General features: G+C 43.1%; 26 protein-coding genes and 1 pseudogene. 18 read left to right on the top strand and 9 right to left on the bottom strand.

The genetic code is table 11. From position 1 onward, the window contains the following. From CRO17_RS15280 to CRO17_RS15255, 6 genes are all read left to right on the top strand, one after another. Positions 1 to 546, top strand: a complete 546-nt coding sequence (locus CRO17_RS15280) for an RNA polymerase sigma factor (protein ID WP_097043344.1) — start codon at positions 1 to 3, stop codon at positions 544 to 546. A gap of 125 nt (positions 547 to 671) precedes the next feature. Further along, on the top strand, positions 672 to 1,604 hold the full coding sequence (locus CRO17_RS15275) for a nucleoside hydrolase (protein WP_097043343.1): 933 nt from the start codon (positions 672 to 674) through the stop codon (positions 1,602 to 1,604). A 160-nt stretch (positions 1,605 to 1,764) separates the two neighbouring features. Then, positions 1,765 to 2,610: an RsbRD N-terminal domain-containing protein gene (locus tag CRO17_RS15270; RefSeq protein WP_097043342.1), complete on the top strand. Its 846-nt coding sequence runs from the start codon at positions 1,765 to 1,767 to the stop codon at positions 2,608 to 2,610. A 15-nt stretch (positions 2,611 to 2,625) separates the two neighbouring features. Continuing rightward, entirely contained in the window at positions 2,626 to 3,525 is a 900-nt protein-coding gene (locus tag CRO17_RS15265; RefSeq protein WP_097043341.1) for an alpha/beta fold hydrolase, read from the top strand. Continuing rightward, positions 3,522 to 4,331, top strand: a complete 810-nt coding sequence (locus CRO17_RS15260; protein ID WP_097043340.1) for a histidinol-phosphatase — start codon at positions 3,522 to 3,524, stop codon at positions 4,329 to 4,331. Before CRO17_RS15265 ends, CRO17_RS15260 begins: the two co-directional genes overlap by 4 nt. A gap of 82 nt (positions 4,332 to 4,413) precedes the next feature. After that, entirely contained in the window at positions 4,414 to 5,040 is a 627-nt protein-coding gene (locus CRO17_RS15255; RefSeq protein WP_097043339.1) for a hypothetical protein, read from the top strand. A gap of 29 nt (positions 5,041 to 5,069) precedes the next feature. On the opposite strand, the gene CRO17_RS15250 is transcribed toward CRO17_RS15255, so the two are convergent. Both CRO17_RS15250 and CRO17_RS18090 read right to left on the bottom strand, forming a co-directional pair. Beyond that, entirely contained in the window at positions 5,070 to 5,897 is an 828-nt protein-coding gene (locus tag CRO17_RS15250) for a methyl-accepting chemotaxis protein (RefSeq protein WP_179637128.1), read from the bottom strand. 13 nt (positions 5,898 to 5,910) lie between these two features. Then, positions 5,911 to 6,243, bottom strand: a pseudogene (locus CRO17_RS18090) (methyl-accepting chemotaxis protein); the annotation flags it as partial. Positions 6,244 to 6,901: 658 nt separating this feature from the next. Between CRO17_RS18090 and CRO17_RS15240 the strand changes: the two are divergent. Continuing rightward, positions 6,902 to 7,675: a glucose 1-dehydrogenase gene (locus tag CRO17_RS15240; protein ID WP_097043336.1), complete on the top strand. Its 774-nt coding sequence runs from the start codon at positions 6,902 to 6,904 to the stop codon at positions 7,673 to 7,675. A gap of 155 nt (positions 7,676 to 7,830) precedes the next feature. Here CRO17_RS15240 and CRO17_RS15235 read toward each other — a convergent pair whose 3' ends face one another. Further along, the gene (locus CRO17_RS15235; protein WP_281253840.1) at positions 7,831 to 8,349 is read right to left on the bottom strand and encodes a M15 family metallopeptidase; all 519 of its coding nucleotides are present in this window, start codon (positions 8,347 to 8,349) and stop codon (positions 7,831 to 7,833) included. Positions 8,350 to 8,480: 131 nt separating this feature from the next. After that, positions 8,481 to 9,011, bottom strand: coding sequence for an HD domain-containing protein (locus tag CRO17_RS15230; protein ID WP_097043335.1), 531 nt, complete (start codon positions 9,009 to 9,011; stop codon positions 8,481 to 8,483). Between the two features lie 241 nt (positions 9,012 to 9,252). Here CRO17_RS15230 and CRO17_RS15225 point away from each other — a divergent pair, with 241 nt between their 5' ends. After that, positions 9,253 to 10,212: a cation diffusion facilitator family transporter gene (locus tag CRO17_RS15225; RefSeq protein ID WP_097043334.1), complete on the top strand. Its 960-nt coding sequence runs from the start codon at positions 9,253 to 9,255 to the stop codon at positions 10,210 to 10,212. Positions 10,213 to 10,307: 95 nt separating this feature from the next. Here CRO17_RS15225 and CRO17_RS15220 read toward each other — a convergent pair whose 3' ends face one another. Then, positions 10,308 to 11,177 carry an SDR family oxidoreductase gene (locus CRO17_RS15220; protein ID WP_097043333.1) on the bottom strand — a complete coding sequence of 290 codons (870 nt, stop codon included), beginning with the start codon at positions 11,175 to 11,177 and terminating at the stop codon, positions 10,308 to 10,310. A gap of 153 nt (positions 11,178 to 11,330) precedes the next feature. On the opposite strand from CRO17_RS15220, the gene CRO17_RS17655 reads away from it, so the two are divergent. The 3 genes from CRO17_RS17655 (at position 11,331) to mscL (ending at position 12,959) form a co-directional block, all read left to right on the top strand. Continuing rightward, a complete protein-coding gene (locus tag CRO17_RS17655) occupies positions 11,331 to 11,486 on the top strand; it encodes a hypothetical protein (RefSeq protein WP_179637125.1) in 156 nt (51 codons plus the stop codon). Between the two features lie 137 nt (positions 11,487 to 11,623). Further along, the gene (gene nadE / locus CRO17_RS15215) at positions 11,624 to 12,448 is read left to right on the top strand and encodes an ammonia-dependent NAD(+) synthetase (RefSeq protein ID WP_097043332.1); all 825 of its coding nucleotides are present in this window, start codon (positions 11,624 to 11,626) and stop codon (positions 12,446 to 12,448) included. A gap of 109 nt (positions 12,449 to 12,557) precedes the next feature. Then, complete coding sequence (mscL, locus tag CRO17_RS15210; protein WP_097043331.1) at positions 12,558 to 12,959, top strand: large conductance mechanosensitive channel protein MscL; 402 nt, start codon at positions 12,558 to 12,560, stop codon at positions 12,957 to 12,959. Between the two features lie 76 nt (positions 12,960 to 13,035). Here mscL and CRO17_RS15205 read toward each other — a convergent pair whose 3' ends face one another. Then, entirely contained in the window at positions 13,036 to 13,467 is a 432-nt protein-coding gene (locus CRO17_RS15205; protein ID WP_097043330.1) for a DUF4181 domain-containing protein, read from the bottom strand. A gap of 239 nt (positions 13,468 to 13,706) precedes the next feature. Between CRO17_RS15205 and CRO17_RS15200 the strand changes: the two genes are divergently transcribed. From CRO17_RS15200 to CRO17_RS15170, 7 genes are all read left to right on the top strand, one after another. Beyond that, positions 13,707 to 14,942, top strand: coding sequence for an MDR family MFS transporter (locus CRO17_RS15200; protein ID WP_097043329.1), 1,236 nt, complete (start codon positions 13,707 to 13,709; stop codon positions 14,940 to 14,942). Further along, positions 14,939 to 15,532 carry a DNA-3-methyladenine glycosylase gene (locus tag CRO17_RS15195; protein ID WP_425444473.1) on the top strand — a complete coding sequence of 198 codons (594 nt, stop codon included), beginning with the start codon at positions 14,939 to 14,941 and terminating at the stop codon, positions 15,530 to 15,532. Before CRO17_RS15200 ends, CRO17_RS15195 begins: the two co-directional genes overlap by 4 nt. 84 nt (positions 15,533 to 15,616) lie before the next feature. Then, on the top strand, positions 15,617 to 16,546 hold the full coding sequence (locus tag CRO17_RS15190) for a manganese-dependent inorganic pyrophosphatase (protein WP_097043327.1): 930 nt from the start codon (positions 15,617 to 15,619) through the stop codon (positions 16,544 to 16,546). A gap of 224 nt (positions 16,547 to 16,770) precedes the next feature. After that, positions 16,771 to 17,742, top strand: a complete 972-nt coding sequence (locus tag CRO17_RS15185; RefSeq protein WP_097043326.1) for an aldo/keto reductase — start codon at positions 16,771 to 16,773, stop codon at positions 17,740 to 17,742. 97 nt (positions 17,743 to 17,839) lie between these two features. After that, a complete protein-coding gene (locus tag CRO17_RS15180) occupies positions 17,840 to 18,400 on the top strand; it encodes a shikimate kinase (protein WP_097043393.1) in 561 nt (186 codons plus the stop codon). 189 nt (positions 18,401 to 18,589) lie between these two features. Beyond that, the gene (locus CRO17_RS15175; RefSeq protein WP_097043325.1) at positions 18,590 to 19,462 is read left to right on the top strand and encodes a glycosyltransferase family 8 protein; all 873 of its coding nucleotides are present in this window, start codon (positions 18,590 to 18,592) and stop codon (positions 19,460 to 19,462) included. A 73-nt stretch (positions 19,463 to 19,535) separates the two neighbouring features. Next, positions 19,536 to 20,078 carry a transcription repressor NadR gene (locus CRO17_RS15170; RefSeq protein ID WP_097043324.1) on the top strand — a complete coding sequence of 181 codons (543 nt, stop codon included), beginning with the start codon at positions 19,536 to 19,538 and terminating at the stop codon, positions 20,076 to 20,078. A 3-nt stretch (positions 20,079 to 20,081) separates the two neighbouring features. Here the strand turns inward: CRO17_RS15170 and CRO17_RS15165 are convergent, their stop codons facing one another. Genes CRO17_RS15165 through CRO17_RS15155 form a run of 3 tightly spaced genes read right to left on the bottom strand, consistent with a single transcriptional unit; the run spans position 20,082 to position 22,064 of the window. After that, positions 20,082 to 20,924, bottom strand: coding sequence for an SDR family oxidoreductase (locus tag CRO17_RS15165; RefSeq protein WP_097043323.1), 843 nt, complete (start codon positions 20,922 to 20,924; stop codon positions 20,082 to 20,084). Positions 20,925 to 20,942: 18 nt separating this feature from the next. Then, complete coding sequence (locus tag CRO17_RS15160) at positions 20,943 to 21,557, bottom strand: flavin reductase family protein (RefSeq protein ID WP_097043322.1); 615 nt, start codon at positions 21,555 to 21,557, stop codon at positions 20,943 to 20,945. A 60-nt stretch (positions 21,558 to 21,617) separates the two neighbouring features. Further along, complete coding sequence (locus CRO17_RS15155; protein WP_179637123.1) at positions 21,618 to 22,064, bottom strand: YueI family protein; 447 nt, start codon at positions 22,062 to 22,064, stop codon at positions 21,618 to 21,620. Positions 22,065 to 22,075 lie beyond the last annotated feature (11 nt).

The following is a 22,075-nucleotide window of genomic DNA, read 5'->3' as shown; positions in this document are numbered from 1 at the left end:
GTGACTAGCGAATGTGCATATGCAATGGAATCGATGTTTCAGCATATCTATTCGCTCTACCATCAGCGGGTGTATCATGCAGCGCACAAGGTGCTGCGTGATTCGCAGATGGCAGAGGATGCGGCGCAGGAAACATTTATGAAGGCTTATCGTTATTTGGACAAGCTGGAGGATGTTTCGAAAGCAGGAGCGTGGCTTGCGACGATTGCTTCGCGGACGGCGATTGATATGCTGCGAAAAGAGGGGAAACGTACATTTATTAGTATTGAACTGGCCAGCTGGGAGCTGGAGCAGCATTATCTGGAGCATATTGTAATAGAAGAAGTAGAGCTCCGGGAAACGAAACAAGAAATTGAGCAAGATATTCAGAAGTTGAAACCAAAGCTCCAGGAAGTGCTGATGCTCCGATACATGGAGGATATGAGGGAAAGTGAAATTGCTGCTGCTTTATCTCTTTCCAAAGCGACAGTGAAAACCAGGTTATATCGCGCAAAGACTGCCGTAAAGCAGGCGAAATTAAGTCGTGAACAAATACAATATGCTTAAGAAGGCACAAATCCAATCGGATTTGTGCTTTTTGCGAACTTTTCATATAATTACATGAATATTTTGTTTATAATTAAGGTGAGATTTATATGATACATAAATAATGTTCGGATTTGAGGTGTTCAATGAAGAAGAAGCTGATTTTAGACGTAGATACAGGTATTGATGATGCTATCGGGATTTTATTAGCTGTCAAAAGTGAGGAACTGGATCTTATTGGTATCACAACAGGGTGCGGAAATGTTTCCTTGGAAGCTGCTGCAGTGAACACTTGTAAGATGCTCGATTTAATTAACGCGCCCTCTATTCCTGTTGTAAAAGGAAGTGCAGCGCCGCTCAAACGGCAGCCGCACTTTGAACATAAAGTGCACGGAACAGATGGAATTGGCGGGGCATTGCAAGGTGTGACCTCTGAAAGGGAAATAACTCCTGGGGATGCATCTAGTTTTATGATTGAAAAAGTCATGGAAAGACCGGGTGAAGTCTCTATTGTTTGTACGGGTCCGCTGACCAACCTTGCGAAGGCGATCCAGCAGCAGCCTGCTATAGCTGACCATGTTAAGGAAGTAATATACATGGGCGGAGCTATCAATGGGATTGGAAATGTCACGCCAGTTGCTGAATTTAATACGTTTGCTGATCCGGAAGCAGCAAGCATCGTTTTAGAAGCCGGTATACCGAATCTCACACAAGTTGGTTTGGATGTGACAAAACAAGCTCTGCTTACAGAGAAGCATATTAAAGCTATTACAGAGCCAGCTTTACATGATTTTGTGAAGCAAAGTACAGCAACTTACCGGAAAGCATTTTATGAACAAAATGGAATTTGGGCCTGTGCGATGCATGATCCGCTTGCAATTGGTGTTTTGATTGATTCGACATTAGTGAAAAAGACTGCGTGCAGCGTTGCAGTAGAGACCAGCAGTACATTTTGCGATGGTATGACTGTTTGGGATCGCCAAGGAAAATGGGGAAAGCCTGCGAATGTCCAAGTATGCATGGAGGTGGAAGCAGAGCGTTTCCTCTCTTTGTTAGTAGTTGTGCTGAACCGTTCGTGAAATGTTACACCATGGGGGGTATCCATTCATGTGCGGGTATTACTACATAGATAGAAAGAAGGAGTCTGCTGCGGCAGGCTCTTTTTTATATGCTCTCATTAGAAGAGCGCAGCGTCTTTCGATATAATGAAAGCAAATCAAGAATACGAAGGGGTATCGCATGCTAGGACTAAACGAAGCATTATACGAATACATCATGGATAACGCTCCTAATATTACGGATCAGTGGATCAATTTGCTCGGTGACTATAAGGATTCCATTTATGCAGAAGATGCAGGAGATGAAATGCGTGCGAAACTTAGAAAACAGCACCGAATGACGATTGATCTAGTGGCTAGTGCCATTTTGGAGAATGAAGAGCAGTATAACCGGAACGTGAAGACATGGGTAGAAAGAGTAGCAAACAGCCGGGTTGAAACAAATACCCCTATCCATGAAGTGCTTCAAGCGGTCGGGAAATCAGGCACCGTCATTTGGGAATTTATTGAGATATTCACAGAGGAAAGGAAGCAGGAAATCTCACCCGTAAAGGTCATTCACTGGTCTAAGAACCTGCATCGTGCGTTAGATGAGGTTATCAATAAATTTACAAGATTTTATTATGAGCTGATTGACAGGAAAATCAAAAGCCAGCGAGAAGTAATTAATAAGACAAGCTCTCCGGTTATTCCGATTATGAATGGAATTGGCGTTTTTCCGTTAGTGGGAGAAATAAGTGAGAGGCGGGCAGAGCTGATTACGGCCGACATACCGCAGACATGTAAAGATAAAGGTGTCGAAACCCTATTTATCGATATGTCAGGAGCGAGTTTTACAGCAGCTTTAGCAAGGGAAAAGCTGATACAAATGGTGCAAGTCCTGCGCATGTTAGGAATAGACTGTGCTGTTTCTGGGGTTCGTCCTGATATGGCGCTGGCATCGGATGGTGAGCGTGTGATAGCAGACGTTATTTTCTATAATTCACTGCAGCAGGCTTTGGCGCAGAACGGTTTGACCCGAAAGTAAAGGAGGAGGATCCAGATGAGAGTCGAGCATATAACAGTGAAAGCGAATGGAATGAACCTGCATATGGCTGCAGCAGGTCCTAACGATGGGAAACTTGTGATATTGCTGCATGGATTTCCAGAGTTCTGGTACGGATGGAAAGAGCAGATTGTTCCGCTGGCGCAGCAAGGGTTCCGTGTTCTGGCATTAGATCAGCGCGGCTATAACCTGAGTGAAAAACCAGAAGGAGCTGACAGCTATGTGCTGGATGAGCTTCGAGACGACGTGCTGGCAGTAATGAAAGTGTTTCAGCGGGAAAAAGCAATTATTATTGGTCACGACTGGGGAGGAGCTGTAGGCTGGCACTTGGCCGTCACACGTCCGGAAAATGTGGAGAAGTTTATCGCTATAAATATGCCGCATCCAGCTGCCTTGCCTAAAGTGATGGCAACAAATCCGCTGCAATGGTTTAAAAGTTCTTATATGGCCTTTTTCCAAATGAATGATGTGCCGGAAAAATCTTTGGCGGCGAATGATTACTACGGACTCAGCGCGGCGCTCACAAAATTCAGTCGGCCTGGCACGTTTTCGCAGCTGGATATAGATGACTATAAAGAGGCATGGGCCAAGCCAGGTGCGTTAACAGGTATGCTGAATTGGTATCGCGCACTAACCGAGAAAAATAACATCAGCATGTACGGCCGGAAGGAAGCTGTTATGGTCCATGTGCCAACGAAGATTATTTGGGGTATCAAGGATCAATTTCTTCTAAAGAAATTAGCTCAGCAGTCGGTCAAGTTCTGTTCCGATTATGAATTGGTTTACATTGATGATGCGACGCATTGGGTGCATCACGAACAGCCGGATATCGTCAATCGATTGATTAAGAATTTCTTAGAAGAAAACAGCCAAGTGGCAGAAGGAGTCGGAGTATGACGTTTGACTTGCATACACACCATTATCGCTGCGGTCACGCTGAAGGAGAAATTGAGGACTATATCAAGGCAGCAATAGATAAAGGGCTGGAATATATCGGGATAGCAGATCATTCACCCTACTTTTATAGTGATGAAGATCAGCTATACCCTGGTATCGCCATGCCGATCAGCGGCTTTGAAGCATATGTGCAGGAAGTGCTGCAGCTGAAAGAAAAGTATAAGAATCAGATTCATGTATTACTTGGAGTAGAGAGTGATTTCTTTCCGCAGCATGCCGAGTTATATGCTGCTTATTACCGGAAGTATCCATTCGATTATGTAATTGGATCGGTACACTATGTAGATGAAGTGAATATCTTCAAGCAAGGTCGTTGGGACGCACTTTCGGAAGCGGAGCACATTGCGGTGAAGGAGAGATATTACGACCTGATTCAGCAATCAGCTAAAAGCGGCATATTCCAAGTGCTCGGACATATTGATGCGATGAAAGGGTTCTATCCTGCATTCTCAGATATTCCTGCTGACCATGCAATTGAACAGACCTTGAAAGTAATTGGAGAAGCTGGGGTTGCAATTGAGGTGAATACATCGGGCGGGACAAAAGCTGTAGGCGGCTGGTATCCTTCTGATCGTATACTGGAGCGCGCACATCATTATGGTGTCGATATCTCCTTTGGTTCTGATGCACACATTCCTTCTCGAATAGGTGAAGATTTTGATAAAGTAAAACAGCGTCTAAAAGAGATAGGATTCAAGGAAATGGTCTACTTCGTCCAAAAACAAAAAAGATCTCTGCCTTTATAATGATATTTTTTTGTTTAGGCTGTTGGTAATGGGGTATACATATATCAACAGAGCAAACAAAAAAGTCGAAGGAGTGTTTATAATGGCACAAGCGCAAACAGTAGACAAGCAAGAAACGAAAGAGCAAGCAAAAGCAGGTTCTAAATTATTAACAGGTGCAGTCGCTGGGGCGGTAACTGGTGCGGCAATCGTGTTGCTTAACAAGCAGACGCGTCAGAAAGTATTTCAAAATGTCGGTGTTGCGAAGGATACAGTTTCTAGCTTTGTAAAAGAAGCGAAACAGGATCCGCAAGGTACAAAAGAACAAGTGATGAATAAAGTTCAAGATGCTTCTGACCTTGCAAAAGAAGCTGCAAACGATGTGAAAAATGTCTATGACAAAGCACAAAATGAAATCATGTCTTCTGTAAATGATGTGCAAGAAGATTCCAAGTCAGCTCTTGGCACAGTGAAGGAAGTAAAAGATGATTTGAAAGGTGCTGGCAGCAAAGCAAAAGAAGCTACAGATACACTAATGGAAGCAAAGCCTGACAGTGCATCGGATAATCCGATGACCAAATCTAAGAATGAAGATAATGATAGCCAGAATGAAAATAGTCAAAGCAGTGCAGGTACTCAGTCAAAAACAGCAGGAAATAAAACAACTGCAGCAGCAACTGCAACTTCTAAAACAACACCGCCTACTTCTAACAAAAAAACATCTATCTAAAAAAACGCCTCCACATAGGAGGCGTTTTTTTATTTGGTAATGTCTTTGATGTAGTCCCCGATATCATTGCTTTGGTCATCAAGATTCTTTATATCTTCCATAAACTCCACCATTACTCGTGATTGTTCTTCTGAGGAAGTGGATACTTCGCCGATACTCAATGTTAAATTTTCCATGTTTGTTTGAATCTGCTGAAGTGACTGACCAATTGTTCCAACAGCTTCTTTGGTTCCGATGGAAAGCTTGCGAATCTCATCTGCTACAACACCGAATCCTCTCCCGGCATCGCCGGAGCGAGCAGCCTCAATCGCTGCATTTAATCCAAGCAAGTTTGTCTGTGTGGAGATATCTTCAATTAGCTGGACAACTTTGCTGATTTCTTTAGAATTTTTATTGGCATGAGAAGCTTGACTATCAATGTCTGTGCTCGTTGCGGACAGCTCTTCCGCCTGAGCAGCGACATGCTGAACCTTTGCTTGCAAACTGCTTACAATCTCACGCAATTCATCCAGCTGCTGATCCAGCATCTCTTCGTCTTTCAATGTTTTGGTAATCTGCAGAACACCAACTATATCACCGTTTTCATCGCGGATAGGACTAGCATTATTTTGCATGCCAAGGCCATAACGTTCTTTCGGAATATGTACTTGCACTTTTTCACCTTGAAGTGCTTGGCGTAATAAGTCATTGTCTTCTGTAAAAGCGAAATCGCCAACCTTTATTCCGACATCCAGATCTTTAGATGGGGAGAAGAAAACAAAATTTTCTTTATCTGTAACGGCAACGACGGCGTTATCCCCGATGTTTTTCTTGATTTCAGGTGCTAAAAGAACCATTGCTTTTATTGTGGGATGCATCTTTGTTGCCTCCTTATTTCTGATTTGTAACATTTTTCATTGTATTGATTATTTGTTTGCTTTTCTCATCCAACGATTGGATATCGTCCATAAATTCAACCATGATGACAGACTGTTCTTCAGAAGAAGAAGATACTTCGTTGATACTAAGAGATAAATTCTCAATGCTGGAGCGAATTTCGGATAAAGATTTGCCGATTGTCTGAACAGCTTCTTTCGTGTTATCAGACAGCTTCCGAATTTCGTCTGCTACGACACCAAATCCTTTGCCGGCCTCACCGGAGCGAGCTGCTTCAATGGCAGCATTTAAGCCAAGCAAGTTTGTCTGTGTGGAAATCTGTTCGATTAACTGCACGACTTCCCCGATTTGATGGGAATTCTGATTGGCGCTGCTTGCCTGTTCATTGATATCACTGCTGGTAGCCGATAGTTCCTCAGCCTGTGCTGCTACGTGCTGAACTTTTCCTTGCAAGGCATCTATTACCGCATTTAATTTGCTTAGTTCTTTGTCGAGTTTCTCTTGATGTTCTAACGTACGAGTTAAGGAAAGCAAGCCTACTATTTCGCCAGATTCCATATCTCGGATAGGAGTAATAGAAGTAACTACTGGTGCACCGAGATATTCATAGTTGTCAGTTATATAGTCTAGAACTGACTCTCCGTTGATCGCACGCCGATATATGTCATGTTCATCTAACCTGGATTCCCCCACCTTGATTGGCAGATTTAAGATCGTGGAAGGAGCGTAAAAGACAAATTTCTCTGTATCCAGTACGCCCATCGCTGCAGTCGGTCCCAGTGTATCTTTTATAATGGGAGCGATATTGATTACTGCTTGTAAAGTTGAATTCATAGACGAGCTCCTCTGTACATTATTTTCCTTTATATCGGTAAGAAGGACCATAATGTAAAGGGTAAGTCCCAATTTGTCGAAATTAGTAGAAAAGTTTGCCGTTAGTGAATCGTGGGAAGAGGGATGTAAACAAACGGGAGGGGTTGTCTTTATGTACGATGATTTGAAAGGTAAGACAGCAATAGTTACAGGTTCTTCGAAAGGAATTGGTCGAGCGGTTGCCGAGCGGTTCGGTTCAGAAGGTATGAATGTGGTTGTGAATTATCACGGCGATGAAGACGGAGCAACAGAAGCAGCTGAAAAAATTCGACAAGCTGGCGGGAAGGCTATTGTTATACAAGCAGATGTATCTAAAAAAGAAGATGTACAGAAACTGCTGAAGGCAGCAGTTGATGAATACGGCAGTATGGATGTCATGGTCAATAATTCCGGATTCAGCAAACCTGCACCTTTGCATGAAATGGATGAGGAGGACTGGAGAAGTGTCATTGATGTTAATCTGACAGGTACTTTCCTGGGTGGTCAAGCTGCGCTGCGATATATGTTGGAGAATGATATACAGGGAAGTATCATAAATATGTCTAGTGTGCACCAACAAATACCAAAGCCTTCGGATAGCCATTACGCGGCCTCAAAAGGCGGCATAAAATTACTTACCGAAACGATGGCGCTTGAATATGCAGACAAAGGAATCCGAGTAAATGCGATAGCGCCGGGCACAATTGCTACCGATCGCAATGACGATACGAAACCAGAAAATGAAACGAAACAAATGAAGAAAATACCGATGCAGACCTTTGGAAAACCAGAAGAAATCGCTGCTGCCGCTGCTTGGCTTGCATCCAGAGAAGCAAGTTATGTTACAGGCACAACACTTTTTGTCGATGGAGGTATGACGCTTTATCCTTCTCAGCTGGAGCTATAAAGCTAGGTAATTACTAATCAATAAAAAAAACTGTATCATATGTATGGTAAGTTTTAAAAAACCGAACGATGTGTGCATCCAAAAATGCGCGCTCGCTCGGTTTTCTTAATGAACATAAAGATTTCTAACAAATAAGCGCCCGCCCGGCGCTGCTCTTACCAATTTATATGCATCTCCAAATGCGGATAATCCTTGAATTCCGTCCAGTCCCCGCCCCAGTGGAAACCGAGATCTTTGGCGATTTCAACTACTTCCAGCCAATCAGACTCGCCATTATTGTTACCGTCATATTCCATATCCCAAATAACGTTACCGGGCTCTGGTTGCAAAGCAAAATCGATGGCCAAGCCATAATTATGCATGGATTCTCCGCCTTGAACATTGGTGACAATCTGGCCCTCTGTTGTTCTGCCTTGGGCATACAGCTTGTCTTGTTCTTTTTTAGATCGAAAATCATCTGTAATGATAATTGGGATGCCGATATCAGCAGATTTATCTATTAATTTGTGCATGTTTTTTTCTACTGTAGGGTGAAGGCCGTTGATGTCAGCTGCATCCGTGTCAGCGACAGGAGTGGAATTCTTAGGAAGCTGCTCAATATGCAAAAAACCGAATAGGATCAACGCTGCTACTGTCATCAACACTGTTGTTAAAATAATCCTTTTCCAGTGCAAATTCGCTAATCTCCTTTTATAGTCGTATCTTCTATTAGTCTAGCATAATGGAAGAGACAGCAGATTGCACGCATTGAGGCATATTTTTAATAGGAAAGACAGGAGAATTAAGGGAGGGGAAGCGGTCATGATCAGCTTGTTTGAACTTTACTTATCATGCGCTTCTCAATGCTGTTATCCAATGCTAGGATACGTTTCAAAGCTTCTTGCTCAGAAATAGTTTTATAGTGATGCGCTCCGCCTGTCTCCTCATCTGCTGTATCTGCTTCTGCTACAACTTGCTGCAGCGGATCACGTTTTAAGTTCTGCTCTGGGAGGTAAGAATCTGTGTGGAGTAAAACTGCAAGCGAGATTTCTTTTGCAGCCTGCGGATTTTCGCCTAGGCGTATCAACAGCTTATGTGCACGTGCTGCACCCTTTATAGCATGGATATCATTTTGTCTATACAAATCATAGTCCCACTTGCCATCGCGGTACCATTCATAATGGCCGATGTCGTGCAGCAGAGCTGCTTTTACTGCCAAGTCAGGGTCAACCTGCTTTTTCTCACTTATTGCAAGTGCATATTCTGCTACAGCAATAGCATGTGCCTGTCCGGATCGGCCGAGGTATTTTTGCGCTATTGGATGTGTAAATATCTGCTCTAACGTTACTTTTCTCAATCTTATCGGCTCCTTTCGCTTTAAAGGTATATTGTTCAAGATATTAACACGTCATCTGGGTAGGCTGCAAGTGAAAAAATTACTTAATTCATGTATATGGTAACCATTTTCACCGAAACTAAAACATGGCGTCTTCTCTCCGCCATAAGCAAAGAGGAATGGCGTTGCATGTAATGTATGCTATTCTAAAAATATTGTTACCATAAAATACATATAAATTTACTGAAAAGGAAGAGGCAGCATGAAAGAATATTTGGGTTTATTACGTCAAGGCAGCAAGTCTGCTGGTTTAGCGGCAATAGTGAACTTTATTATTGCACTCGTCAAAGGCGGAGCATTTTTGCTGACAGGTAATGTTGCAATGTTCGCGGAAACATTGCACAGTTTTGGAGATTCAGCAAACCAATTCTTCGTATATGTCGGTTCAGCATTGAGCAAAAAAGCCCCGACAGAACGTTTCCCGGGCGGGTTTGGTCGCGCGGTCAATCTCGTATTGCTAGGTGCTGTACTGATTGTCGGAATTCTCGCATACGAAACAATTCGAGAGGGAATAGCACATTTAGCTCATCCGTCAGAATCAGAAGGTTTGTGGCTAAGCATTTCTGTACTTGCTTTAAGCTGTATTTTAGAGGGATATGTGTTGCTGAAAGTTATGCGAGAAATTGCACATGAGAGTGATTCGGGTGCAACAGGATTAGCTGTCATCCCGAAAAGTTTTTCTGATGTCGGGCGCGCGAAGCCAGCGACAAAGCTGGTATTTATGGAAGATTTAGTTGCAACAAGCGGTGCACTGATTGCAATTATCGCTATCTTGATTGCATCGTATACCCCATTTCATCAAGCGGAAGGGATCGCCTCGATTGTAATTGGAGCTATGATGTTTCTTGTTGTCGGGCGCGTTTTCCTTGATAATGCAGCTGGTGTAATCGGAGAAGCAGATGAGGAGATGGCTGACAAGATAGGAGATATTCTATTTGCGGATGGTGACGTGCGTGATATTCAAGAAATGACAGTAGTCAAAGAAGGAGATTCTTTCCACGTAGAGGCCATACTGGAAATTGATCCGTCATTAACTGTAGCGGCTGCAGATGATATCAAAGACCGATTGGAAGAACAAATTATGAAGCAGAAGGGTGTTACAGATGTTATTATTGAGTTTGATGAAGACGACAATACCCAGATGTGGAAGAATAAAAAGTAAAAAGATATTGTAATACATAAAAAACACGTAAATCAGGGACCGCCCAAATTTACGTGTTTTTATGTATTTCGTACATGCTATGTGTTAATTGTTGGTTAGGATGACATATAGTCTCCGCCATTAACATGAATGAATTGGCCGGTCATATAGGCGGCTTCCTCGGAAGCAAGCAGCACATAGCTGCCGACAAGATCAACAGGCTGACCGGGTCTTCCGAGCGGCGTCTGCGTGCCGAAATTGGTCAGCATATCACCCTGCATCGTCGCTGGAATGAGTGGTGTCCAAATTGGCCCAGGTGCAACTCCATTTACGCGAATTCCTTTAGAAGCTAATCCCTTTGCTAGGGAACGTGTGAACGCAACGATTGCACCTTTGGTTGACGTATAATCAATTAATGTTGGATTGCCAATGTAAGGATTAATGGAAGCTGTATTGATGATGCTGTTTCCTTTGCCAAGATGCGGCAGTGCAGCACGTGTTAAATAAAAGAAGCTGAAGAAGTTTGTCCGGAACGTCCGTTCAAATTGCTCGGGTGTAATAGCGGTCAAATCATTTTGGACGTCTTGGCGTGCTGCGTTATTTACGAGTATATCCAAGGTGTTAAAATCTTTTACAACTTGCTGGATCAGATTCTCACAAAACGCTGCATCACTAATATCACCAGGATAAAGGACGCATTTGCCGCCTTCTTCTTCAATTCGCTGCTTCGCATATTCGGCATCGTCATGTTCATCGAGATAGGAGATGGCAACATGGGCTCCTTCCTTAGCATAGGCAATAGCGACTGCGCGTCCAATACCGCTGTCTCCGCCAGTGATGAGCGCGACTTTACCTTGAAGCTTACCGCTTCCTTTCCAATGATCAAATTCTTCAATCGGAAGCGGGTCCATCTTCTGCTGGATACCAGGCTGCTGAGATTGGCTTTTCCCAGGATTACCTTCTTTCATGAAATCATACAAGTCCATTTTTTTGCCTCCTTTTGTCCATAAAGGAGATTATCTCCAAAGTATGGTGTTCTAAAACAGGAGACGCATGAATAAGTTCCTTTGAATGGGTTTTTTTCGGCAGGGATTTGGGCTAGAATAAACGAAAGAAGAATTGGAAAGGAGATGGTTGCGATGCGTGCTTATGAAGATTACATTGCAGAGCTTTTCACTTTTGACGATCCGTTCTTTCGTTCAACAGACCTTGATTTTGATATAGACGTCCAGCGTATGGAAAAGACGGTGGAGGATATGGCAGCATATATGAACAGGAAACCCGCGGAGTATTAAAACCGCGGGTTTTTAATTTTCGGCTTTTGCTGTAATTGGTTTATACTAGAAAGTGAGAGCATGATACATAAAGAGATTAGGTTTCAATTTGAGAGGGAAAAAGATTAGTAATACGACAAATAAGAGGAGGCCCCATAATGACGAATCAAACTAGAATTATTTCAGAGCTGCAAGTAAAACCAACGATTGATGCTAAACAGGAAATTCGCAGCCGTATCGACTTTTTGAAGGATTATTTGAAAAAGACAGGTGCAAAAGGCTACGTACTAGGCATTAGCGGAGGGCAGGATTCTACTTTGGCTGGCCGTCTTGCACAGCTGGCAATTGAGGAGTTAAAAGAAGAGGGAAAAGATGTTACATTTGCAGCTGTACGTCTGCCGCATGGCGAGCAAGCCGATGAGGATGATGCGCAGCTAGCATTGAAATTTATTGAGCCGGCAGAGTCATATGTATACAATATTAAAGCGCCTGTGACAGAAGCTGCTCATGCTTTTAAAGATGCGACAAGTGAGGAACTGGCTGATTTTCATAAAGGAAACGTAAAGGCACGGATGCGCATGATTGCACAATATGCAATTGGCGGTCAGAAAGGTCTGCTAGTTATAGGGACAGATCATGCAGCAGAAGCAATTACTGGCTTCTATACGAAATACGGAGATGGTGCTGCTGACGTCCTGCCGCTAAGCGGGCTAAATAAACGTCAAGGTAAGCAGCTGCTGATCGAGCTGGGCGCACCAGAGCGTCTATACGAAAAATTACCGACTGCAGATTTACTCGATGACAAACCCGGCCAAACAGATGAAGCTGAACTAGGGTTAAAATATGAAGATATTGATGATTATCTTGAAGGAAAAATCATCGATGAAGAACCAGCTAAGCTTCTGGAAGAGCGTTATTTCAAAACAACGCATAAACGCCAGATGCCAGCTTCTATGCATGATGATTGGTGGAAAGAACTGTAATGCAAGAGAGACTCCCAAACGGGGGTCTCTCTTTTTGCAGAAATGTCTATACTTGAAAAAGGGAAAAAGATCCGTGAGAATGATACTTGCTGAAAGAGAGGTGTATACAATGCTTAAAGAATTTAAAGAGTTCGCTTTGCGCGGAAACGTTGTGGATTTGGCTGTAGCCGTTGTAATTGGTTCAGCATTCAGTGCAATCACGACTTCGTTGGTTAATGATATCATCATGCCGCTTATCGGCATTATAACAGGCGGGCATGATTTTAGCGGGCTGCAGTTTACTGTCGGAAATGCGGTAGTAAAGTACGGTGTATTTATTCAAACAGTTATTAACTTTGTATTAATCGCTGCTGTGTTATTTACGGTCGTCAAGTTCATGAACCGATTAAAGCGCAAGCATCAGCCGCAGCCGGAAGAAGTAGTACAGAAACTGACAATGGAGCAGGAATTACTGACAGAAATTCGGGACTTATTAAAGAAGGAAAGGGTGAAGGATCAGTCTTGGGGTTAAGTCATTTTAATCTCGCATAACCAGTATCAGCAGAAGCGCTAGGATTGTAATATCCTAGCGCTTTTTCTGTTGATAACTATACCAATCCCCAGAAATTGGTTGTATATAATGATAGAAACAATAGACAGAGAAATATTAGCTGACTTACCGTTACTTTATAAGCGTTCGGGTTTTCTGCGTATTTTTGCTCCATTACCGCCCTGACTATTTCAGAGATAATAATAAAGAAAAATAGAACAGAGCCTGGTTGGATAAACAAATTAAGATTGTCGATACCAGTCACCATAACAATAGGGGCAAATAAAAGAATAATAACTATTGTTGTAATTCGAAGTATCCAATCAATCTTTTTATGTTTTTCATTTACGTGGTTATACGAAAAGAATTTTCTTCGCTCAACTTGTAACCATTTTCGTAGTAGCGCATTAAAAAAGAACAGCAATAATAAAACAATCGCTAATAAGAAAAAGAACCTTAGCCAAAAATCAGGTTCTACACTGTCATACATAAAATGCCCCCTCGTTTGCTTGGTTTTACGTACAAGAATTACTCCGTCTGTAACCTGACTAAGAAGTCCTCTTCAACTAAACCTAAAACTACAAAAACTGTGAGGTTGCCTCTATAGTAAAATGTACGAATCAAGCGTGAAAATGTTTCATGCATGGTATGTTTTTTTGCTGGAGGGGGATGTACATAACAGCATCCTTGTAATCTGCTATAATCTGGATTATGAGGAGATGAGGCAGCATGCATGCGTTACGGTCACTCCATCCTTACAGCTGGGCAATTATTATTGGTACCGTGTTCGGCAGGATGGCTACAAGTATGAGTATTCCTTTTTTAGCAATATACCTGACCCAGGAAAAGGGAGCATCGGCTGGATTTACCGGCTTGATTATTGCTGTCAGTTCTTTGGTCGGTATTCTTGCCAGTTTTTATGGCGGGTATTTTTCTGATCGGTTTGGCAGAAAGAAAATCATGGGCATCAGCATTTTTGGCTGGTGCATTGTTTTTGCAGGGTTTGGATTAGCGGACGCGATATGGGTATTTTTTGTGATGAATGCTTTGAATGGGTTATGCCGTTCTTTGTTTGAACCAACTTCGAAAGCACTGCTGTCTGATGTGACAGATCCAAAACATCGGCTGCTCGTTTTTAATATGCGGTACACAGCAATTAATGTTGGGGTTGTGTTCGGGCCGCTACTAGGGCTGTACTTTGGTTCGGCAGCTTCGACAGCGCCGTTCTTTATCGCTGCACTTGTTTATTTCGTTTATGGGCTTGTACTCATTTTTCAATTTACTCGCATCAAAGTGGCGGAGACAGCCGCAGCTGGAAAACATATTGGTGTTCGGGAAGCGTTTCATATCACGCGTAAGGATAAGCTGTTTATGCTCCTATTAATTGGTGTGACGGTAAGTGTGTTTGGTTATTCCCACTTCAGTGCTACACTGCCGCAATTTTTTGCTGCTGCACCAAGTATAGAAGATGGAGCAAAGCTATTCAGTATGATGCTTACATTAAATGCATTGACGGTGCTGGTCGTGCAATATCCGATTGTCGCAATAGCGAAGCGTTATTCGCTGGTTTTATCACTGATGCTCGGAAACATACTTATCGCCGTAAGCATGCTGAGCATGGCATTTTTGCATGATATTGTATGGATTGCGTGTGCGGTCATACTGTTTACAATTGGCGAAGTGCTGCTGTTCTCCATGTCGGATATGTTTATTGATGAAATTGCCAACCCTGCGATGAAAGGAACGTATTTTGGTGCCATGGGCTTTACTGGCTTTGGGGGTGTGGCAGGCCCGCTGGCTGGCGGCATGCTGCTTGATTATTTCGGAGCGATGCAGCCGATCCCGATATTTACGATTATTTCCTTCCTCGTTATACTTGGCGCGCCATTCTTATTACAGGTTTGGGTAATGCTAAAAGGGAGAAAACAAGAACCAAAACCTGTTTTAAAGAAGGAGCATGTATAATGACTAGCTATGAGCCGCTGGAACAATCATTTTATGAACAGCCCACCTTGGAGCTTGCGCCACGTTTGTTGGGCTGTCTGTTGGTTCATGAAACCCCGCAAGGAATCACTTCGGGTTACATTGTAGAAACAGAAGCTTACCGCGGTGCACTTGATCGTGCTGCGCATAGCTTCAATAACCGAAGAACAAAACGAACAGAGATTATGTTTCATGAACCAGGGCATATTTATACGTACACGATGCACAGGCAAGTGCTGCTGAATGTAGTGAGTGCGGCTGCTGGAACTCCTGAAGCTGTTCTTATTCGAGCGTTGGAACCAAAGGATGGAATCCCTCTGATGGAAACACGCAGACCTGACAGAAAGCCAAGAGAATTGACTAATGGACCGGGGAAACTTTGTCAGGCAATGGGGATTGAACAAATCGCTCATTACGGCGGGAATTTTACGAAACCTCCTTTATATATTACATCGGGCTACACACCGGAGCAGGTGGAAACAGGACCGAGAATCGGTATCCCGAATGCACAGGAGGCTAAGGACTTTCCATGGCGCTACTGGGTGCATGGCAACCGCTACGTTTCTAAGTGAGTCTCTTTTTAAAATAGCTAGAATCATGTAAAATGAATACATCATGTCCGGCATCATGCCGGCAATGCAAAAGGAGAGATAGCAGTGGGCAAAGTACTTGTCTTCGGACATAAAAACCCAGATACAGATGCGGTAACATCCGCAATTGCATACGCACATTTAAAGAATAAATTAGGGATGGAAGCAGAAGCTGTCCGCCTTGGCGAATTGAATGAAGAAACAGCATTCGCATTAAAAACATTCGGCCTTGAAGCTCCTCGTATGATTGAGGCAATCAATGGAGAAGTCGAGCAAGTTATCTTAGTCGATCATAATGAAAAGCAGCAAAGCGTTTCGGATATTGATACAGTATCCGTCATGGAAGTGGTAGACCACCATCGCATTGCGAACTTCGAAACTGCTGATCCGCTTTATTACCGTGCGGAGCCAGTCGGCTGTACAGCTACAATTCTTAAGAAAATCTATAAAGAGCATGATGTGGAGATTCCAAAAGAGATCGCAGGCGCAATGCTAAGTGCAATTGTTTCTGATTCCTTGCTTTTCAAATCACCTACATGCACAGAAGAAGATGTAAAAGCAGCGAAAGAGCTTGCTGAAATTGCCGATGTCGATGTGAATACATATGGCTTGGATATGCTTAAAGCAGGCGCTGATGTGAGTAAGAAAACAGCGGAAGAGTTAATTACACTTGATGCAAAAGAATTCCAAATGGGCGATGCAACTGTTGAAATTGCACAGGTCAATGTTGTTGACGAGCAGGATGTACTTGTTCGCCAAGCAGAAGTTGAAGCTGCAATGAAGCAGAAAATTACAGAAAAAGGCTTAAAGCTTTATCTATTCGCAATCACAAACATTTTGACAAATGACTCTACAGCGATTGCAATTGGCGCAGAAACAGAAGCTGTGGAAAAGGCTTTCCATGTAACGTTATCCAACAATACAGCCACCCTTAAAGGTGTTGTTTCTCGTAAGAAACAGATTGTCCCAGTACTTACTGAAGTTATGAATGGGTAATTCTATGAGGCAGGCATCATTTATGCCTGCCTCATTTTATTTGCTGTCAGCATGGCCATAATGCTAAAGTAAATATAAATCCACATTAGAACAACCTCGTAGCATCTTCTTTCATTCAAGAACTCTGTTTTTTCTGCAGCAGCACAGGATACTTTTTCACGGATTAAGGGAATAGCCATACAAACTGCTGACTAACGCACAGAATAAAAGGGAGGCTTTTCAGGATGAACTATACAACCATACCAGGGGTCAAACACCCGCTTTCTAAATTGATTCTCGGTACAACTAAATTTTTTGGAGACAAAAGAAATGATGTATTCGCTGTTCTGGATAGCTTCTTACAAGCTGGCGGCAATACCATTGATACCGGTCCAAAATATGCCCAATACCAAGCAGAGAGATTGATCGGGCAATGGATGGCAGAGCGCGGCACACGCGATGAAGTCATTCTAATCTCAAAAGGCGGTCATTACCATATTGATTTGGATGGGGTACATCATCCGGAGATGAAACGTGTGAATCCGGACGATATTACAATGGATTTGCATGACAGTCTTGCGAATTTGCAGACGGATTTCATTGATATCTACCTTCTTCACCGAGATGATCGGAATGTGCCGGTGCAAGTGCTGATGGATATGCTGCATGAACATCAGAAAGCAGGGAAAATAGGAATTTATGGTGTTTCTAACTGGGAGCCCGACCGCATTGAAGAAGCCAATGCATATGCAGATGCAAAAGGGTACGACCGGCTGCTTGTAAATAGTCCGAATTTAAGCTTAGCTCAGTTAAATGAGGTGCGCTGGGCAGAGACAGTTGCATTAGATGGGGAATATGCGGCATGGCATCAGCGTACACAAATGCCAGTCATCTCTTGGGCATCCCAAGCTGGCGGATTTTTCACCGGTACATATGACAGAAATCATATATCGGATGAAGAAATTGCTCGTGTTTACTATAACGATGATAATTGGGAGCGTTATGATCGTGCAGTCCAGCTAGCAAATAAAAAAGGCGTAACTGCCAATCAAATAGCTGTTGCCTATGTGCTGCATCAGCAATTTCCAACATGTGCCATCGTAGGGTGTAAAAACGTAAAGCGCCTGCAGGAAGCACTTCCGAGTGTAGAAATTGAACTGACAGCGGATGAAGTGAAATGGCTGAATCTTGAATTGGAGGATGCAAAGGTGCGATAAAGGTATTTCTCTCTTACGATTTTTGTATTTATCGTATACAATAGAATATATTACAAGGTATACGACTTGTGGGGAGAGGAGTTACATCGTGCGAACAATGAGCAGACAGCATATACCTGTGCGGGCGAAAAATATCGTCCTGATCGGATTCATGGGTGTCGGAAAAACGACAATCGGCAAGCTAGTTGCCGAGAAACTTTACAGAGACTTTATCGATGTTGATGCAGAGATTGAACAGCGATATGGGATGGCAATTCCAGAAATATTCGCGCAGCATGGAGAAGACTATTTCCGTAAGATTGAACGGAATACGATCATTGATATTTGTAATAATAAACAGTGCAATATCGTTTCTCTTGGCGGCGGAGCTTTCAAGCAGGAAGCCATCCGGGAAGTTTGTCTCGAGAGCTGTCTGGTATTGTTCCTCGATCTCAGCTGGGACCGTTGGAAGGAACGTATGGATTTATTGATCGAGAATAGACCGGTGCTGCACAATAAATCGGTTGATGAAGTGCAGCAAATATTTGATGAACGACAAGCTATCTATGCGGAACATAATGCACGTGTCACAACAGATAACCTCAATCCGGAAGAAGTAGCGGACTATATCGTAGAATTATTGAAGCTGGGCTGGGAGCTTCATCAGCCGCTTTCTTGAAGTACCAGCGGATGCAAGAGCTATTGCAATAAACTCTGTGTGATAGCTCTTTTTAACTAGATTAATTGTCTTAATAGTCGGAAAACTAGTGCGAAAAACTGGTTCATGGTTCTCATTTTCAACTTTATTGGTTTTCTAGAAGGAAAGGCGGGGTAAAGGAACGTACGATTATAAAGGAGGATGAACGTCTTGCATCACAAAGATACGATTCATATTGTTTCTAGTGCGGATGATAATTACGCGCATCACTTAGGTGTGATGCTGACATCATTGCTTTCGAATGTTAAGAAGAACAGACGAGTCATGTTATATGTAATCGATGGCGGCATTACAAAAACAAACAAACGAATGCTGATGAAGACTACGATGCAATTCGGAACGCCAATTCGCTTCCTCTCTATAGATACGGACTCATATAAAAACGCCACGGAAAGCAGATATATCAATAAAACAGCTTATTACCGCATTTCTATTCCTGAAGTGATAACAGATTCAAACGTCAAACGAGTTATCTACATCGACTGTGATACATTAGTATTGACCGATGTGTCGGAGCTGCAGGAACTGGACTTGAACGGGAAAATGCTTGCGGCTGTGGAGGATGCTGGGCAGCTGCAGCGTTTGGAGAAGATGAATATTACGAACGAAGGCAGATACTTCAATTCTGGTATGATGGTCATTGATATGGAGAAGTGGCGTAAACATTCTATTTCGGATAAAGTGCTGCGGTTTATTGATGAAAACAATGATCCCGATTACCTGTACTTGCATGACCAAGATGCACTGAACGCAATTCTTTGGGATAAGTGGAAGCCAATCCATCCAAGATGGAATGCGCAAACGTTCATTATTATGAAAACCAAAACACCAAAAGAGCTTGCAGAGCGTAAACGTCACAAGGAAGCACGGCAATCACCCGCAATTGTCCATTTTACTGGTGCGAACAAACCTTGGAATTCTGATGCCGGACATCCGTACGCTCCGCTATATTTTAAGTTTCTGCAGCAAACAGCTTGGAAAAACTTGCCCGGAAAGAAAGCGGAGGAAGTATATGCTGACTGAAGATACAGCCAATGTGGCTGTATCTTTTTTAAATTTGCTATAATACAGGAAACAGATAAAAGGACGGTTTTCAATGGGTGAGGAAAAGAAGAAGCTATTAGGAAAAGCAAGGCGGAGCTGGCTGCTGGAAAAGCTGCAAGCAGCAGAGGGACCGTTAAAAGGCAGTTTATTGGCGAAAGAAGCAAACGTCAGCCGGCAGGTGATAGTTGGGGATGTAACACTGCTAAAAGCGGAACAGCACCCGATCATTGCCACCAGCGAAGGGTACTTGCTGCATCATCAGTCAAATAAATTAGTTGAAAAGATCGTTGTATGTCAGCATTTGCCGGAAAGAACAGAAGAAGAATTGCAGCTGATCGTCGACTTAGGTGTTACTGTAAAGGACGTACAAGTGGAGCATCCAGTTTATGGATTGATGACTGCTTCTATTATGGTCTCAAATCGCAGGGAAGTGAAGCAGTTTATCGGCAGAATTTCTCAAGGTAAAGCGGGCTATTTGTCAGAGCTGACAGATGGTATTCATCTTCATACGTTAGCGGCTGACGATGAGAATGTTCTGGAGGAAGCAGTCGAGGCACTAACTTATCATGGCTTCCTCTTAAAAGAATGGGATTGACCGTCACACGGTCAATCCCACTTTTTGTTCGCTAATGGCCCAAAACTGCTTAGCCAATTCGGCGTCATCTGCTTGTCCTTTTACTTCTTGAATTCTGCGTTTATAAAAGTAACCGCCTGACACATACTTCACTTCAGGGCTTTCCGCTAAATATAATGCCGTATCCGCACCTTCTGCGGGCGATTGGAAGAAAGGCCGAAGCAGGTGATGAACCTTTTTACCAAAACCGGTTTGTCTGTCTACACCGAGACTTGTGCTTACCGCACCGGGATGAACAGCATTTACCGTTGCATTATAATGATAGAGACGCAGAGACAGTTCTTTGGTAAACAATAAATTGGCAAGCTTACTATGTCCATAGTTTTGCCACGGCGTAAATGATCCGGATTCACCTACTTCATCCAAGCTGATTTTACCGATTTTATAAGCACCGGAAGAAAGAACAACAATTCGCCCTTGGGGAGCTGACTTGATTTGCTCTAACAGCAAATTAGTTAACAGAAAATGTCCGAGATGATTGACGCCCATCATCATTTCCAAGCCATCCTCTGTATATTGCTTTTTCGTTGTGACAACACCGGCGTTGTTAAGAAGAACGTCGATGACAGGGTGATCAGACTTCAGCGCCTCTGCACATGTATGAATACTCGTAAATGAAGCCAAGTCGCATGTGTAAAGGTGTACGTCTGCTGAGCCGCTCTGCTGCTTGGCTTGCTCGAGTGCCTTTCGTCCGCGTTCTTCGGAGCGGCAGAGCATACAAACGGTATGTCCTTTTCTGGCTAAGGCAACAGTTGCTGCAAAGCCCATACCTGCATTTGCTCCAGTTATCACGACGGTTTTCTGCATGGTTACACCACTTTCCTCTTATTTAGGGCGCTTCAATGTAAATAACTCGCCCAGCTTGCTGTAATCATTGCCTGCTAATCGGCTGATTGGCTGAATAGATTGAGCATCAAGATAGCCTGTTTCTTGGTCATAAACGTCGGGAGAAAGATGGTATCCAACTATTTTAGCGAGCAAGAGGTCTGCGGTTGTATGGCCATCTTCCTTCTTAATTTCGATATGGTCATATAAAATGCATTCCATACGAATGGAGGCTTCCGCGATGCCAGGAACCGAGATATACGTACTTGGTGCTAACGTTAAAGAAGTGAGATCTAGTTCACTTTCCTCTTCTGATAAAGTGGCTGCGGTTTTATTCAGTTCCTCAACGATTCCCTCCGAACTAATATGCACAACCAATTCACCGGAAGCAATAGCATGACGAGCGGTGTCTTTCTGTTTCGTACCGCTTCTCTGGACGGATATACTGACTAATGGCGGTTCCGCACTAACAACGGAAAAATAGCTGAACGGTGCGGCATTGATAACCTTGTCCGACATAGTAGTAACGAGAGCAACTGGTCTGGGAATGATACTGCCTGATAGTAATTTATAATGCGTTTTTGCTGGAAGATTGTTTGCATCTAAGGTATACAAGTTTTGCTGCTCCTTTCTGTCAGGGTAGCATAGAAATCTTACAAGCCCTTAACAGGTTTATTACCGTTTAAAGATATTCTTAAGCTTAGAAGTGAAGGACTGCTCCTTCTCTGCTGCTTTTTCTGCTGTGTTCGTCAATTCTTCCTCGTGCAGATAGATATCTTCTTTATTTATTGCATGGTCAACATGCAGGACGAGTGCTAAATCTGCATCCACATCTTGGTTAGTCACCGACGTATAAGTGATGTTATTGTCGGCAGCCGCTTTTTTATACGGTCTAAAGAATCGTGTACTCACTTCTCCGGACAATCGCAGGGAGGCATCTGGATATTGTTTCATCGCATCTGTTAACTGGTTCACGCCTTTTTGCTGCACAACTTCTCCTTCTGTAAGTGCAAGAACCGTGCGTTCGCGCAACGTGCCAAGGAACTCTTTTCTTTCCCCTGCTTTCGTTTCTTTCACCCCATATATTCCTTCATTCAAATAATCATCAATATCTTTTTTCAAGATTTTTCATC

The organism is Terribacillus aidingensis, assembly GCF_900215625.1.
Classification (GTDB): Bacteria; Bacillota; Bacilli; order Bacillales; family Amphibacillaceae; genus Terribacillus; species Terribacillus aidingensis.
Note: the sequence above shows the minus strand (reverse complement) of the source record. Positions and strands in the feature narration are given on the sequence as shown.